Below are 13,978 nucleotides of genomic sequence, written 5' to 3'. Positions count from 1 at the left end.
TTCGGGTGGGCGGGCCGGCCGCCGGCCGGGGTCGATCGGGTCGCTGCCTGTGTCCGCAGCGGAGGGTTCAGGAGGCCTGCTGGATGCGCAGCAGATTGCCCGAGGGGTCGCGGAACGCGCAGTCGCGGACTCCGTAGGGCTGATCGGTGGGTTCCTGGACGACTTCGGCTCCGTTGGCTTGTAGCCGTTCGAAGACCGCGTCGACGTTCTCGGTCGCCAGATTGATGCTGGCGAAGGTGCCCTTGGCCATCATCTCGGAGATGGTGCGCTGTTCCTCCTCGGTGACACCGGGCGTGGCGTTCGGCGGGTACAGCACGATCGAGACGTCCGGCTGACCGGCCGGGCCGACCGTGATCCAGTGCATGCCCTTGAAGCCGACGTCGTTGCGAACCTCGAAGCCGAGCGTGTCGCGATAGAACGCCAGCGCCGCCTCCGGATCGTCCTGCGGAAGGAAGGTGTCGTGAATGGTGATGTCCATGGCGCTCACGCTAATTGCTACTCGGTTACCTGTGCTTCTCGATTCCTGATCGGTCTGGTCACCTGTTTCGCAACGCACGACGGCATGCCCAGCGTGGCCTCCGCGGCCTCGCGGCGGTACACACTCGGCGGCACGCCGACCAGTTCGGTGAAGCGGGTGCTGAACGTACCCAGCGATTGGCAGCCGACCTCGAAGCACACCTCCGTCACGCTGAGGTCGCCCCGCCGCAGCAGCGCCATCGCGCGTTCGATTCGCCGCGTCATGAGATATCCGTAGGGCGATTCGCCGTAGGCGAGCCGGAATTGCCGGCTGAGATGTCCCGCCGACATGTGGACATCGCGGGCCAGGGCCTCCACGTCCAGCGGCTTCGCATACTCGCGGTCGATGCGGTCGCGGACGCGACGCAGCCGCGCGAGATCGCGCAACCGTGGGTCGGGGGCAGGTGTGCTGGCCACACCGACATGGTGCCATGTGGCACCGACATTGCCCAGCAGCCCTTGACACCGCTGCCGGTAATCGTAAACACTGAACTAGATGGTTCAGTATGGTTCTTTGGACGCCTCCTTCGCGGCGCTGGCGGATCCCACTCGGCGCGGGATCCTCGAGCGCCTCGGCAGCGGCCCCGCGACGGTCACCGAGCTGGCCGAACGTTTCGAGATGACCCTCACCGGCATCAAGAAACACCTGGCGATCCTCGAGCAGGCCGGAATGGTGGTCACGGAAAAGCGCGGCCGGGTCCGGTACTGCCGGCTCGGCGCGAATGTGCTCGACCGGGAGGCGTCCTGGTTGCAGGGCTACCGCCGGATGGTGGAGGCCCGGATGGACCGTCTCGGTGAATTCCTCGAACGAACGGAGTAGGGCAATGAGCACGACAACCGACACGACCGGCAAGAACACGGCGGTCACGGCGTCCGGCGACCGGGAAATCCATGTCGAGCGGATCTTCGACGCACCGATCGACCGGGTGTGGGATGCCTACAGCCGGATCGAGAATGTGGTGCGCTGGTGGGGGCGCGGGCATCGGCTCGATGTCGAGCGCTGGGAGTTCCGTCCGGGCGGACATTGGCGTTTCATCGAGCACGCCGACGGTCAGGCGCACGGATTCGAGGGACGGTTCCGCGAGATCACTCCGCGTGAGCGCATCGTCTGGTCGTTCGAATGGGACGGTATGCCCGCACATGTGGCCATCGACGCCACGACATTCGTGGATCTCGGCGACGGCCGTACGAAAGTGGTGACCGACAGCCAATTCCATACTCCGGCCGAACGCGACGGCATGTTGCAGTCCGGTATGGCCGACGGATTGAACGACAGTTACCGCGCGCTGGACGCCCTGCTGGCTGCGATGGCGTAGTTACCGGGTTACCGGTCCCGCACCCTCGGACATTTCTTCCCCGCCAGATGGCATTTGTCCTCGAATCCGGCGGGCAGCCACCTCCCGGACAGCAGCAGGGGATGGTTCGGGAAATGCAGGTGGGCGGCGACGACGAATATCAGGACCGCCCAGGGACTGTGCAACTGCCACAGCTGCAGGCCGCCGTCGCGGTCGCCGTAGCGCGATACCACCCGGTCCGGTGCGGTCAGATCGATCGTCTCCAGCGCCGACCAGGCGATCGGGAAGACGCTGTCGGGGTTGGTGAGATGGATGCGACGGTCGGAGATCATCACGGATCCGGGGCGCTCGGCGATCCAGCGCGGGCGGCTCGCCGCCTCGGCCCGTTGCCGCCGCACCTGATTGACCAGGGCATTGCCCAGCTGGGCGGCCGCGATGAAGGAGGCGCTGCCGGCCACGTAGATATTGTTTCGGGTCCAGGTCCCGTCGCCGGCCGAGCGCCAGAAATACCATTGGGCCGGCCCCTCGGCGATACACACCTCGCCGGGATCGAGGCGAATCCGGGTGGACTTGACCGGCATCCGGGCCAGCTCGCCGCGGCGTAGCAGATCGAGCACCCCGCAGGTGTAGAGCAGGTGGTCGTCGAACCAGGTCCATCCGGCGCGATCGGCGAGGGCCCGATCGATATCGGCCAACGGATCGAACACCCGGATTCACCACCTTCATCGCACTGCGCGGCTGGATATCCACGGTATCGGAGGACCGGTCACCCGGCGAGGACCGGCGAACCGCTCCGATGCGCGGCCGGCGCCGCGGTGGCGCTCGACCGGAAGGGCGGCCGTGGCCGCGCTCGGAATCATCGACGCGGCACCCGGCACGAGCCGGACACCGGGAAAACAGTTCGTGCCGGCGTGGCGGATCCGGCAGCATGGGCCGCGATGCCACATACCCTCGCCGACGTTCTGCCCTCGGTTGCCGCATCCTTCGGGATGGCTGTGGACAACTCGCTGGGTCTCGTTCCCCGCCGCGATGTCGTCGTCCTGCTGATCGACGGGCTCGGCGCCGAACTGCTCGCCCGGAACCGGGCCGTGGCGCCGACATTGAGCGCCCACGTCGCCACCACCCTGATCGCCGGCTTCCCGGCGACCACCGCCGCGAGTATCGCCAGCCTCGCCATCGGTGCGCCCTGTGCGACCCACGGCATCATCGGCTACAGCTTCGCCGTACCCGCGCCCGGTGGCCCCCGCCTGCTCAACGCCCTGCGCTGGCGCACCGACTCCGCGACCGGACCCGACGCGCGGGGGGACCACCCGCCGGAAACGGTGCAGCGCAGCACCAGCCGGCTCGAGGATCTCGCCGCACACGGCGTGGCCGTGCACTATGTGATTCCCGAGTATCAGCGCAGTTCCGGTCTCACCCGGGCGGTATTCCGGACGGCGGGCACGGTGCATCCGGCCGCCGACCTCGAGCAGGTGCGCGCCGGCATACTCGCGGTCGCGCAGCACCCGGATGCCGAATCACGGTTCGCCTACGCCTATTTCGCCGATCTCGACGCCGCCGGACATCTGCACGGCCCGGAATCACCGCAGTGGCTGGCGGTACTGGCCGATATCGATGCGGCGGTGGCCGATCTGCTGACCGATCTTCCGTCCACGTGCACGCTGCTGATCACCGGTGATCACGGCATGATCCGCGCCGGCGAGGTGGTGGATCTCGACGCACGCGGCGATCTGCACCGCAACGTGCGCATGATCGCGGGGGAGGCACGGGTGCGCCACGTCCACCTCGACAACCCGGCGGCGCTCGACGACGTGCTGGCCGTCTGGCGTGCCGAATTGGCCACGCACGCAAGGGTTGTCCCGCGCGAGCAAGCCCTGGACGAACACTGGTTCGGCCCGACCGCGCCGGCGCCCGACATCGCTGCCCGCGTCGGTGACCTCATCGCCGTGGCCGAAGGCCGCAGTGTGCTGGTCTGCCCCGAACGTGAGCCGCTGGAATCGACCCTGGTCGGACACCACGGCGCCTGGACCCCGGACGAACAGCTGGTTCCACTCGTCGTGACGCCGAACTGATCGTTGAAACTCGCTGCCTCCGATGGTTTTCCCGCATCTACGCGGAGGTTTGCCCGATGTGTTCGGGGTGTTTCCGAGCACGGTGGCCGGCCTGCGCAACCCCGGGGGCGGAGGGGCGGCGTCGGGTCGACCGGGCCTCGATCAGCTCGCCGACCTCCTCGGTCGCGCGCCGGATGAGGCGGCCGTAGCCGCCTTCGGGCAGTGCGTCGAGGCGCTCTCGCGCAGCGGCGATATGGTCGGCGGCGGCGCCGAAGGATCCGAGCAGCCGGTAGTCGTCGGCCAGGTTCAGATGCAACGAGGGATAGAACCCGGCGACACTCAGGCCCTCGTGGTGGCGGTGTACCCGCGCGTCGGTGAGAGCGTCCGCGGCGTCGAGGGCGCGAATGTCCCAGACCAGTGCCTGCGCCGGATCGGCGTGGAGGTCGGCGAGGTGGTGAGCGAGGGTGCAGCGGTGCAACGGGTCACCGGCGGGACCGATGGTGGTCCACAGGTGCGCGAGTTCACTTCGCGCCCGGTCGATGTCACCGCGATGGCCGGATTCGACGGCGGCTCCGATCGCCGCCATGGTCGGGTCGGTACCGGGGTCGGCAGTGCTCATGACGGGTCCTCGGGGTCGGAGAAGTCGATGGGCGGTCGTGTGGGGTCGGGCGTCGCGATGGGCATGGCGATCGTGGTCAGGTCGCCGTTGTCCGCGGACCGGACGACCACCGGTAGCGCGGGGCCGGAGATATCGATCATCACGTCGGGACCGATGGCCGTGTCGATCGCCGGATAGAACGTGGTGAGGTCGAAGGCGAGCTCCATATCCGGTCCGGTCACCACCGCCGGAACCGGGCTGCGCGCGGCCCGATCCGGTCCGGCGACCGTCACCGCGCCGTTCGACGCGCACAGCAGAACATGATGTGTCCGTAGCGATTCCAGCGTGCGCAACAGCGCGTCGCGGGGAACGACGACGCGAACCCGCGCGGTCTCGATCGAGCCCAGCAGCAGCCGATGATCGGGGAACGGGCTCGGCAGGATGCGACAGGTCCGCACCTGTTCGGGAGCGATCCGGAAGCGGACCGAACGCGGGGTGGCGTCCAGCCGGATCCGGTGCCGGCGGCGGAGTTCGGGGACGGCCAGTCGCAGGTCGTCACCGTCGACCGTGGCGACCCAGTCGGCCGGGCTCGGCCGGTCCAGGACCAGCGTGCGGGTGGACAGCCGGTACCGGTCGGTGGCGGTGAGCGTCAGGGTTTCGCCGGCTACCTCCACGTGCACGCCGCTCAGCACCGGGTGGTCCGGTTCGTGCGCGGTGGCGGCCAGGATCTGCTCGACCGCCGACGCGAACACCGGACCGCTGACGCTCGCCACCGCCCGGCCGGGGTGACCGCCGAGCACCGCCTCGAGCTCGGCGGCCCGCTCCCGGATCTGCTGCACTCGCTGTTCCAGCCCCGCCACGTGCTCATCGATGAGCCGCGCGGCGTCGGCTCCGGCGTCGAGGACCCGCGCGATCGTCTCCAGCGGCATCCCGATCGCGCGCAGTTCGCGGATCCGCTCCGCCCGTTCGCGTTGCGCCTGCGCGTAGTACCGATAGCCCGACACGGGGTCCACGATCGCCGGCGCGAGCAATCCCGAATCCGCGTAGAAGCGCAACGCACTCGCGGTCAAGCCGCTGGCCCGCGCGAATGCGCCGATCGTCACCAGTCCGGAATTCGCCACCGACCCATCATGAACCTTCAGCCGACTCGAAGGTCAAGTCGTGGCTACCGCGGCCGCCGGAAGATCCGGGCCCGGTTCGACCGGGCCGAGATCAGCGCGTGTGGGCAGTGCGGTCGTCCCCGGGGCGCCGGCACGGGCCGGTCCGCCGGTGCCTTCAGCGTCAGCGTGGTCGACGCCCAGGCGGGTTGCGGTTCCTCGAGCCGGCAGTCCAGGTTCCAGCCGAACGGGATCAGGTGGACGCGCTCGCCGTGCTCCTCGAGCCGATCGGCGACCTCGGCGAGGATGTCGAGCGTGTCGGCGATATCGGTCAGGATGTCGGGTGGGTCCCCGGCCAGGACGGAGCGGCTCCCGACGGCCGCGCAGTGGGGACTGCCGGTGAGCACGATGAACGAGGCGTCACTGTCGGCGCAGAGTTTGCGGACCGCGCGAACGGCAGCCGCGGTGGCCGGCCCGTCGCCGGGCTCGACCACGAGCCGGACCAGCAGGCAGTCGAAGAACCGCCGCGGCGTGCGGACCGCGCCCGGTGGCAGCGCCACCGCTCCCGGCCCGGCCGCCACCGGCAGGTATTCGAAACTGCGCCAACGACTTCCGATGATCTTCATCGCTCGGCGCGCTCGACATGTGTTCCGGGCCGGTCCGGATCGAAGGTGGCCATCGTGCGCATGGGGGTCTCCTCATCTTCGTCCACAGCAGGCCGCTCCCTCATCGGTATCCGTGACCACGGACGCCGACGTCGCGGAAATCGGCTATGCGGACGCTATGACGGGCCTATCGCCGGCGCTTGTCCTGAGGCGCACGGGCTTTGTTCTCGTGCGCAGAATCGGGAAACCGGCGATGATATGGGGCGATGAGCATTGCCGACGCAGCCACGACGAGTGCGATCGAACCGCACGAGCGGGTCGATTACTGGACGCATCTGATCAGTTCGTATCAGTGCGGTTTGGCGTTCCGGTTTCCGCAGTCCACGGATTTCCGCGGGCGCACCACACGCCGCCACACCGGCGCCTACCAACTGGTGGGCTGGGATTCCGACGCCGTCAGCTATGCGCGGACCCCGAAGCTCATCCGCACCGATCCCGACTCCGACTATCGGCTGCTGGTGCCGCTCACCGGCACCCTACGGTTCCGTCATTTCGACGACACGGGCAGTTTGAGCCCGGGTAGCGCCTGTCTGGTCTCGACCGACGAACCGTTCGCGATGGCGATGGGCGACGGTTCGCACGGGCTCATTCTGACAATTTCCTACGAGGAGATTCGGCATCGGCTCAATCGGTATCATCTGCCGCCGCAGCCGCTGGATCTCACCGCGGGCCTGGGCGGTGTGGCCGGGGCGGTGGCGAATACGCTGTATACGCAGCGGGACGCACTCACCGACAGCCAATTCGACGTCGTCGCCGAGCAATTGGTCGATCTGCTGTGCATGCAGATCCTGGGTGAACCGCCGAGCACGCCGAATCAGCTGAGTCAGGTGGAGGCGACCGCCCGCCGTTACATTTCCGGCCACGCCGGCGATCCGGAACTCACCGGTGCCCGGGTGGCGGCCGCGCTGGGCTGGTCGCTGCGACAGCTGCAGTTGGCCTTCAGCGCCGCCGGCACCACACCGAGCGAGGTGATCCGCGAGCAGCGGCTGCAGATCGCGCGGGACCGGCTGCGCAATCCGGCGTATCGGCACCGCAGTGTTGCCGATATCGCGGCTGATCTGGGTTTCGGCTCGGTCAGCAGTTTCACCAAGGCCTTTCGCCGCCGTTTCGGCACGACCCCCGGTCAGGTGCGCGAGTAGCCGTCCGTCGCGCGGCTGTCGGTTCGATCCGAGGTCACGGTGGTCAACAGGTCCCGTACCGCCGAGCGGGTATGGGGGAGCCAGAGGGCCTGAATCGGCGTCATCGGCGGGTCGGCCAGATCGAGTACGCGCACCCGGCCGCCGAGGGCCGGTCCGGCGGGCGCGGTCACGAAGGCGACCGCATCGGGATAGTCGACGACGGCGGTGACCGGCGGCGTTCCCTGCACCCGGTCGACGACCAGTCCGGGCTCGAAACCGGCACGGCGGCAGGTGCTGAGGATGAAGTCGGTGTAGAACGACGCTCCCGGCGGCGCCCACACCACGATCCGTTCGTGTCGGAGCCGGTCGAGGGTGAGCGTGCCGGCAGTGGCGAGGGGGTGACTCGCGGCGACGGCCACGCGTAGCGGGTGGTATCCGATCACGGCCGCGGCGAGCCCGTGTGGAACGGCCACACCGCGCCGCAACGCGACATCGACGCTGCCGTGGACGAGGGCGGATTCCAGTTCCGAAGGAAAGGTCTGGGCGACGGTCAGCGACACATCCGGTCGTCCGATGCGCACCGGGGCGAGCAGAGTGTGGACCTCGTCCGCGGTGATGGCGGGAGTATGTGCCACCACGAAGGGGGTCCGATTCGCCGCGGCGGCGTCACGGACCTGGCGCAACAGGATCTGGCCGGCGGCGAGTAGGCCGGTGGCGCCCTCCTGCAGCGCGACGCCGGCCGGAGTGAGGCTGATCCGTCGGCCGGTGCGGTCGAAAAGCTTTGTGTCGAGCTGTTTTTCGAGTTTGGCGATCGAACTGCTGAGCGCCTGTTGACTCAGATGGAGTTGCTGTGCGGCCCGGCTGAATCCGGCGCACTCCGCCACGCAGAGAAAATGCTGAAGGCGACGCAGGTCCGGCGGTTCGTCCCCGAGCGAGACGGCGGGGTTCGACATGCGGGCATGGTATCCGGGGAGATCGGCCCGCCCGTGTGCATGGGGTCCGGACGGGCCGACGATGGTGGGGTACGGCTCAGTTGAAGATGCCGCCGCCGTTGCTGTTCGACCCCGCGGATCCGGTGATGAACATGTTCATGATGTTGGTGAGGACGCTGTTCATTGTCACCGAGCCGGAGGAGTTGGAGTCGATCAGGGCGATAAAGGCGTTCATGAACTGCTTCCTCGTGCATCATGGGTCCGCGGACCCGGTTGGTTGTCCTGCCGTGCTCAGCGCAGTGGGATGAAGCTTAACCAAATTTCGGTCAATCTGAACCATCTTCTTTTCGGATTTTTCCGACGCGATCCCGTGGGCATCGGGCGGCCCGCGGTGGACACACTCCGCTCGCGCAGAGTATGAAAGTAGAACACGTTTCAATTTGTGCGCGACGGGAGACGCGATGGACCACGCTGCCATGGGCGAACTGGTGATGGCCGGATTTCGGAAACTGGGATTCATCCGGTTCGCGGGGGTGGAAGGTGAGGAATATCTGCCCGGTCGCAACGTGGTGAGCATGGCGCCGAAACCGGAACATCTCAATCACAACGGGGATGTCCACGCCGCCATCCTGTTCGGCCTCGCCGAGACCGCCGCGATGGGTGCGTCCATCTCCGGCATCGTGGATCTGATGGGTGAGACCTTCATCGTCGCGCGGGACGGACGCATCGAATATCTGGCCCGGGCCAAGGGTGAAGCGGGTCCGTTCCGGGCCACCTCGGAATTGACGCCCGCGGAACTCGAACAGGCCCGGGCCGATATCGCCGATCGGCGCTCGGTGGAACTGGCCGTGCCGGTCGACATCACCGACAGCACCGGAAAGTCCGTCGCCGCAGCGACATTCACCGCGGTGATCCGCCCGCGCCGGAAGTAGCCGGGCGGGCGGCGGGCGACGGCTCAGCTTTCGCTGTCGAGCATCGCCATCTGCGCGGCGGCGTAGCGGGTGCCGGCCACCGCCTCCGCCGGCGCCGCGGCCTCGATCGCGGACCGTTCGTCGGCGGTGAATTCGATATCGAGCGCCGCGACCGCTTCCTGCCACCGCGGCACCCGGCGCGCGCCGATCAACGGGACGATATCGTCACCGCGGCCCAGCACCCAGGCGATGGCCAGCTGCGCCACGCTCACTCCCCGCTGTTCGGCGATCTCGGCCAGTGCCGACACCAGCCGCAGATTCGTGGTGAGATTCTCGCCCTGGAACCGGGGGCTGTGAGCACGGAAATCATCGGGGGCGAATGTCGGCTGGGTGCGCAACGAATCGCTGAGCAGCCCGCGCGACAGCACGCCGTAGGCCGTGATCCCGATCCCGAGTTCGCCTGCGGTGGGCAGGATTTCACGTTCGATACCGCGCGTGATCAACGAATACTCGATCTGCAGATCGACGATCGGCGCGACCGCCGCGGCTCGCCGCAGGGTCTGCGCGCCCACCTCGGACAGGCCGATGTGGCGCACATACCCGGCCGCCACCATTTCCGCGATGGCGCCGACGGTGTCCTCGATCGGCACCGCCGGATCCAGGCGGGCCGGACGATAGATGTCGATGTAGTCCACGCCGAGGCGCTGCAGGGAGTACAGCAGGAAGTTGCGCATCGCCGCCGGCCGGCAGTCCACGCCGCCGAAACTGCCGTCCGGGCCACGCAGCGCGCCGAATTTCACGCTGAGCTGATAGTCCTCGCGGGGACGCTCGGCGAGAGCCCGGTGGATCAGCATCTCGTTGTGCCCGCCGCCGTAGAAATCGCCGGTGTCGATGATCGTGGCCCCCGAGTCCAAGGCAGCGTGGATCGTCGCGATCGAATCGCTGTCGTCGGAGCGGCCGTAGGCACCCGACATTCCCATCGCACCCAGCCCGAGGCGGCCGACTTTCGGTCCGGTGCTGCCCAATTGCGTCTTGTCGATAGTCGTCATGGAACCGATCGTGCGTGCCGAACCCGGCGCTCGGCAGAGATCGTTTATCGAGGGATCGGCGATCCCTGGCTGGCGGTGGCGCGGCCGGGCCGAGTGGAGATATGGACCGCGACGATCTCGCCGATTTCCTGCGCCGTCGCCGGGCGCAGTTGCAACCCGCCGATGTCGGTCTGCTGCCGGGCACTCGGCGTCGCACGCCCGGGCTGCGGCGTGACGAGGTCGCGCTGCTCGCGGGCATGTCCACCGACTACTACACCCGCCTGGAACAGTCCCGCGGACCACGGCCCTCGGTCCAGGTGCTCGGTGCGCTGGCGCGGGCGCTGCGTCTCGGTGACGACGAGCGCGACCACCTCTACCATTTGTGCGGCCACGCCGCTCCCACCCGCGGTCGTGGTAACCGGCATGTGAGCCCCGGACTGCTGTTCCTGCTCGACAAACTGGTGGACACCCCGGCGTGTGTGGTGTCCGATCTGGGCGAGATCCTCGCGCAGAACCGCATGCATATCAACCTCTCCGGCGATCACTCCCAGCTCGCCGGGATGGACCGCTACCTGCTGTGGCGCTGGTTCACCGATCCGGCGGGCCGGGCGCGATTTCCCGAGGCCGACTGGGACGTGTTGACCCGCCGGCACGTCGCGGATCTGCGGGCGACGGCGGCGCGGCGGGCCGGCGACCCCGACGTGACCGAACTGGTGACGCGGTTGCGGGCGGTCAGCCCGGAATTCGAACGGCTGTGGGCCGAACACGAAGTCGCGGTGCGGATCGGCGACGCCAAACGCATCCGGCATCCGCAGGTCGGGCTGCTCGATCTGGTTTGCGAAACGCTGGTCACCCCGAACGCTACCCAGCATCTGCTCGTCTTCTACCCGCGGCCGGGAACCGACGCACAGGAGAAACTGGATCTGCTGCGCGTCATCGGCACCCAATCGCTGACCGGCGAAGCGGATTCGGAAACCGCGATCCTCGATCGCTGATCAATGCTCGGTGAAGCTGCGGCGCTTGCGTGGACGCAAGCGCAGATTCGGCAACGGTGGAGCCGGAATGCGTTGTTGCGGAGTATGTCCCGCGATATCCCCGAAGCGCCCGACGTCGTGGGTCTCCCAGTCGGTACGGGCTCGGTCGATCTCGTCGTGGCTGCGCCCGACGAAGTTCCACCACATCACCAGATCTTCGCCGAACGGTGCGCCGCCGATCAGCACCAAGTGTGCGCCGGATTCGCTGCGCAGCCGCAACTCGGATCGGTCACTGCCGAGGTACAGCAGCGGACCGGGTTCGACGAGGACATCGTCGATGCGCACCTCGCCCGACACCACCAGCACGGCATGTTCGAACGCCGTATCGAGCGGCACCCTGGCATCGGCGCCGGGGCCGACGGTGATGTCCGCGCCGACGATCGGGGAGTAGCTGATCGCCGGAGACTCGACACCGGCGAGCGAACCGATCAAGACGGTGGCCCGCAGCCCGGGCAGCGCCAGCACCGGCAGTTCGCGGTGCTGTTCGAAATGTGGCGAGATCTCCCGATCCGAGTCCGGGAGGGCGATCCAGAACTGCAGCCCGTGGCCGGCCGGCGCACCGGGAACCGTGTACTCCGAATGCGCGATGCCGCGCCCGGAGGTCATCAGATTGAGCTGCCCCGGCTCGATCTCCACATCGGAGCCGACGCTGTCACGATGGCGGATCCGGCCCTCGAACGGCCAGGTGACGGTCTGCAGCCCGATATGCGGGTGCGGATCGATATCGGGTGGTAGCCGATGCGAGCTCTCGGTCGATCCGAAATGGTCGAGGAAACACCAGGCGCCCACCGTCGGCAGATCACGCTGCGGCAGCACCCGCATGACCGTGACGCCGCGGACGCCGCCGAGCGGCACCTCCCGCGCCGGATAGAAATCCACCCGCGGGCCGGGCGCCGGCGAGGATTCACACAGTGCCTCGGCCGGATTCGCCTCGAGATCGCTCATCGGCCACCCTGTCCGTCCGTACGGTTATCGCTGGATACCCTTCCCCACCACATGAGCATCGTAGTCGGGATGCTTGTCCAGCCAGCTCTTGATGAACGAACAACGCGGCACGATCGCGCGCCCGCGCTCCACCGCATCGTCGATCGCATGCCGGGCCAGGGTGTTCGCCAGACCTTTGCCACTGAACTCCGCGTCCACCTCCGTGTGGATGAAGGCGATGTCGTCGCCGTTCTCGCGGTATTCGGCGAAGCCGGCGAGTTTGTCGCCGTACCACACCTCGTAGCGGTGCTGGGCTTCGTTGCGGACGACTGCTGCGGTGGCGGCCTGATCGATCATCGGTGCTCCTCTCGTTCCCGCACCGGATGCCTGCTCATGATCGACACGCGGTTGAACGCGCCGATGGTCGTCGCGACCCAGATGATCACCGAAACCTGTTCGTCCGACAAATGTTGCCGCGCAAGGGTGTAACCATGCTGCAGGGTGTCCTCATCGGGCAGCGTGGTGGTCGACTCGGCGAGTGCGAGGGCGGCGCATTCGGCGGGGGTGAACAGCTCGGTCCGTCGCCAGGCCGGCAACACCTCGAGCTGCTGTCGGGTCACGCCGGCCTTCAGCGCGGCCTGGGAGTGCAGATCCAGGCAATACGCGCATCCGTTGATCTGAGAGACCCGGACGTTCACCAGCTCGACCAGCGAGCGATCCAGACCGGCGGCTGCCGCCGCGGCGCGGACGGCGAGCGCGACGCTGTTGAGCGCGCGGAACGGCTCGGGACTCTGCTTGTCGATCCAGATGCGGGCATCGGCGGCGGGGGTTTGCATAGCGCAGGCATCGTAACCGTGCGCTGCGTCACCACGCGCGAGATGTATGCGACGTCACGCGGGCTCAGATGTCTTGCATGGCAGCCACTCTGCCCTCGTAGAGGTCGATCTTGCGGTCCAGGACCGCGAGTGTGCGATGCAGGTCCTCGATCCGGGCGAGGACGCCCTCCCGGGTTCTGCGGAACATTTCCAGTCGTTCCGCGGTGGTGCCGTCCCCGGCCCGCACCAACTCGGCGTAGTGGACCATATCGGCGACCGACATTCCCGTGGCGCGCAGGCAGCCGATCAGATGCAGCCAGCTCAGATCCCGATCGCTGAACCGGCGCTTACCGCTGGAATCGCGGCCGATGTAGTCCATCAACCCGATTCGCTCGTACCAGCGCAGCGTGTCGCGGCTGAGGCCGGACCTCTCGGCGACATCGCCGATCGAATATTTCGGGCGCTCGTAATCGTCGGACTGTTCGAGGGGATTCGCCGTGGTCGCCGTCATGGCCGTCGCCTTCCTGCCTGCCGAAGCTGTCTTCGACAGTACCGACCTGGAGTGCACTCCATGCAAGTGGTGAACACCCCGGCCGGCCCGGCGCTCAGCCCCGTTTCGGCAACTCCTGGACCGCCCACTTGTTGCCGTCCGGATCGGCGAAGTAGGTGAACAGGCCCCAGCCCTCGTCCTTGACCGGCGTGGCCGCCACCCCGGCCTCGATCAACTGCCGATAGGCCTGCTCGGCGCTGGCCACCACCATCTGCATGCCGACCACGCTGCCGGGTTCGGCGTCGGTGATCCCCTTGCCGATGCAGATCGAGCAGCCCGAACCCGGCGGCGTCAGCTGCACGAACCGGATGTCCTCGGTGGGACTGGCGTCGTGATCGGCGTTGAACCCGATTCGGGTGTAGAACTCCTTGGCCCGGTCGACGTCGGTGACCGGGATGGCGACGAGCTCGATTTTCCAATCCATGCGCCGAGCATCCCACCCGG

20 protein-coding genes are annotated in these 13,978 nt (G+C 67.8%); 6 read left to right on the top strand and 14 right to left on the bottom strand.

The features are described 5' to 3' along the window. Positions 1–67: 67 nt before the first annotated feature. Positions 68–478 carry a VOC family protein gene (locus ON37_RS23215; RefSeq protein ID WP_040722274.1) on the bottom strand — a complete coding sequence of 137 codons (411 nt, stop codon included), beginning with the start codon at positions 476–478 and terminating at the stop codon, positions 68–70. A 17-nt stretch (positions 479–495) separates the two neighbouring features. Beyond that, the gene (locus ON37_RS23210; protein ID WP_040722272.1) at positions 496–933 is read right to left on the bottom strand and encodes a helix-turn-helix transcriptional regulator; all 438 of its coding nucleotides are present in this window, start codon (positions 931–933) and stop codon (positions 496–498) included. A gap of 79 nt (positions 934–1,012) precedes the next feature. Between ON37_RS23210 and ON37_RS23205 the strand changes: the two genes are divergently transcribed. Both ON37_RS23205 and ON37_RS23200 read left to right on the top strand, forming a co-directional pair. Then, positions 1,013–1,336: an ArsR/SmtB family transcription factor gene (locus ON37_RS23205; RefSeq protein WP_040722270.1), complete on the top strand. Its 324-nt coding sequence runs from the start codon at positions 1,013–1,015 to the stop codon at positions 1,334–1,336. A gap of 4 nt (positions 1,337–1,340) precedes the next feature. After that, positions 1,341–1,832 carry an SRPBCC family protein gene (locus ON37_RS23200; protein ID WP_040722269.1) on the top strand — a complete coding sequence of 164 codons (492 nt, stop codon included), beginning with the start codon at positions 1,341–1,343 and terminating at the stop codon, positions 1,830–1,832. An 8-nt stretch (positions 1,833–1,840) separates the two neighbouring features. On the opposite strand, the gene ON37_RS31150 is transcribed toward ON37_RS23200, so the two are convergent. Then, positions 1,841–2,518 carry a hypothetical protein gene (locus tag ON37_RS31150; protein ID WP_051031948.1) on the bottom strand — a complete coding sequence of 226 codons (678 nt, stop codon included), beginning with the start codon at positions 2,516–2,518 and terminating at the stop codon, positions 1,841–1,843. Between the two features lie 231 nt (positions 2,519–2,749). Here ON37_RS31150 and ON37_RS23190 point away from each other — a divergent pair, with 231 nt between their 5' ends. Further along, the gene (locus tag ON37_RS23190; RefSeq protein ID WP_051031950.1) at positions 2,750–3,883 is read left to right on the top strand and encodes an alkaline phosphatase family protein; all 1,134 of its coding nucleotides are present in this window, start codon (positions 2,750–2,752) and stop codon (positions 3,881–3,883) included. Positions 3,884–3,920: 37 nt separating this feature from the next. On the opposite strand, the gene ON37_RS23185 is transcribed toward ON37_RS23190, so the two are convergent. The 3 genes from ON37_RS23185 to ON37_RS23175 are packed head-to-tail and all read right to left on the bottom strand — an operon-like array spanning position 3,921 to position 6,183. After that, positions 3,921–4,481: a hypothetical protein gene (locus tag ON37_RS23185; protein ID WP_051031947.1), complete on the bottom strand. Its 561-nt coding sequence runs from the start codon at positions 4,479–4,481 to the stop codon at positions 3,921–3,923. Beyond that, positions 4,478–5,581, bottom strand: a complete 1,104-nt coding sequence (locus ON37_RS23180) for a DNA polymerase III subunit beta family protein (protein ID WP_051031946.1) — start codon at positions 5,579–5,581, stop codon at positions 4,478–4,480. The genes ON37_RS23185 and ON37_RS23180 overlap by 4 nt, the downstream gene beginning before the upstream one ends. A gap of 44 nt (positions 5,582–5,625) precedes the next feature. After that, positions 5,626–6,183, bottom strand: a complete 558-nt coding sequence (locus ON37_RS23175) for a hypothetical protein (protein ID WP_040722268.1) — start codon at positions 6,181–6,183, stop codon at positions 5,626–5,628. 245 nt (positions 6,184–6,428) lie between these two features. On the opposite strand from ON37_RS23175, the gene ON37_RS23170 reads away from it, so the two are divergent. Then, on the top strand, positions 6,429–7,361 hold the full coding sequence (locus tag ON37_RS23170; protein ID WP_040722267.1) for an AraC family transcriptional regulator: 933 nt from the start codon (positions 6,429–6,431) through the stop codon (positions 7,359–7,361). On the opposite strand, the gene ON37_RS23165 is transcribed toward ON37_RS23170, so the two are convergent. Next, positions 7,346–8,293, bottom strand: a complete 948-nt coding sequence (locus ON37_RS23165; protein ID WP_051031945.1) for a LysR family transcriptional regulator — start codon at positions 8,291–8,293, stop codon at positions 7,346–7,348. The genes ON37_RS23170 and ON37_RS23165 overlap by 16 nt on opposite strands. A gap of 76 nt (positions 8,294–8,369) precedes the next feature. Further along, positions 8,370–8,507: a hypothetical protein gene (locus tag ON37_RS33075; protein ID WP_157171556.1), complete on the bottom strand. Its 138-nt coding sequence runs from the start codon at positions 8,505–8,507 to the stop codon at positions 8,370–8,372. 226 nt (positions 8,508–8,733) lie between these two features. Between ON37_RS33075 and ON37_RS23155 the strand changes: the two genes are divergently transcribed. Then, positions 8,734–9,204 (top strand): PaaI family thioesterase, encoded by a 471-nt coding sequence (locus ON37_RS23155; RefSeq protein ID WP_040722264.1) that lies wholly within the window; start codon positions 8,734–8,736, stop codon positions 9,202–9,204. Between the two features lie 23 nt (positions 9,205–9,227). On the opposite strand, the gene ON37_RS23150 is transcribed toward ON37_RS23155, so the two are convergent. After that, positions 9,228–10,232 (bottom strand): aldo/keto reductase, encoded by a 1,005-nt coding sequence (locus ON37_RS23150; protein ID WP_040722262.1) that lies wholly within the window; start codon positions 10,230–10,232, stop codon positions 9,228–9,230. Positions 10,233–10,333: 101 nt separating this feature from the next. Between ON37_RS23150 and ON37_RS23145 the strand changes: the two genes are divergently transcribed. Further along, a complete protein-coding gene (locus ON37_RS23145) occupies positions 10,334–11,206 on the top strand; it encodes a helix-turn-helix transcriptional regulator (protein ID WP_040722261.1) in 873 nt (290 codons plus the stop codon). Here ON37_RS23145 and ON37_RS23140 read toward each other — a convergent pair whose 3' ends face one another. From ON37_RS23140 to ON37_RS23120, 5 genes are all read right to left on the bottom strand, one after another. Next, on the bottom strand, positions 11,207–12,190 hold the full coding sequence (locus ON37_RS23140) for a pirin family protein (protein ID WP_040722260.1): 984 nt from the start codon (positions 12,188–12,190) through the stop codon (positions 11,207–11,209). A gap of 24 nt (positions 12,191–12,214) precedes the next feature. Beyond that, complete coding sequence (locus ON37_RS23135) at positions 12,215–12,526, bottom strand: GNAT family N-acetyltransferase (RefSeq protein ID WP_040722259.1); 312 nt, start codon at positions 12,524–12,526, stop codon at positions 12,215–12,217. Next, on the bottom strand, positions 12,523–13,005 hold the full coding sequence (locus tag ON37_RS23130; protein WP_040722257.1) for a carboxymuconolactone decarboxylase family protein: 483 nt from the start codon (positions 13,003–13,005) through the stop codon (positions 12,523–12,525). Before ON37_RS23130 ends, ON37_RS23135 begins: the two co-directional genes overlap by 4 nt. A 64-nt stretch (positions 13,006–13,069) precedes the next feature. Then, positions 13,070–13,495 carry a MerR family transcriptional regulator gene (locus tag ON37_RS23125; RefSeq protein ID WP_040722255.1) on the bottom strand — a complete coding sequence of 142 codons (426 nt, stop codon included), beginning with the start codon at positions 13,493–13,495 and terminating at the stop codon, positions 13,070–13,072. Positions 13,496–13,589: 94 nt separating this feature from the next. Then, positions 13,590–13,958, bottom strand: a complete 369-nt coding sequence (locus ON37_RS23120; protein WP_040722254.1) for a VOC family protein — start codon at positions 13,956–13,958, stop codon at positions 13,590–13,592. Positions 13,959–13,978: the final 20 nt, after the last annotated feature.

Source organism: Nocardia veterana NBRC 100344 (genome assembly GCF_000308855.1).
Classification (GTDB): Bacteria; Actinomycetota; Actinomycetes; order Mycobacteriales; family Mycobacteriaceae; genus Nocardia; species Nocardia veterana.
This window is presented reverse-complemented; position numbering and strand designations above follow the sequence as displayed.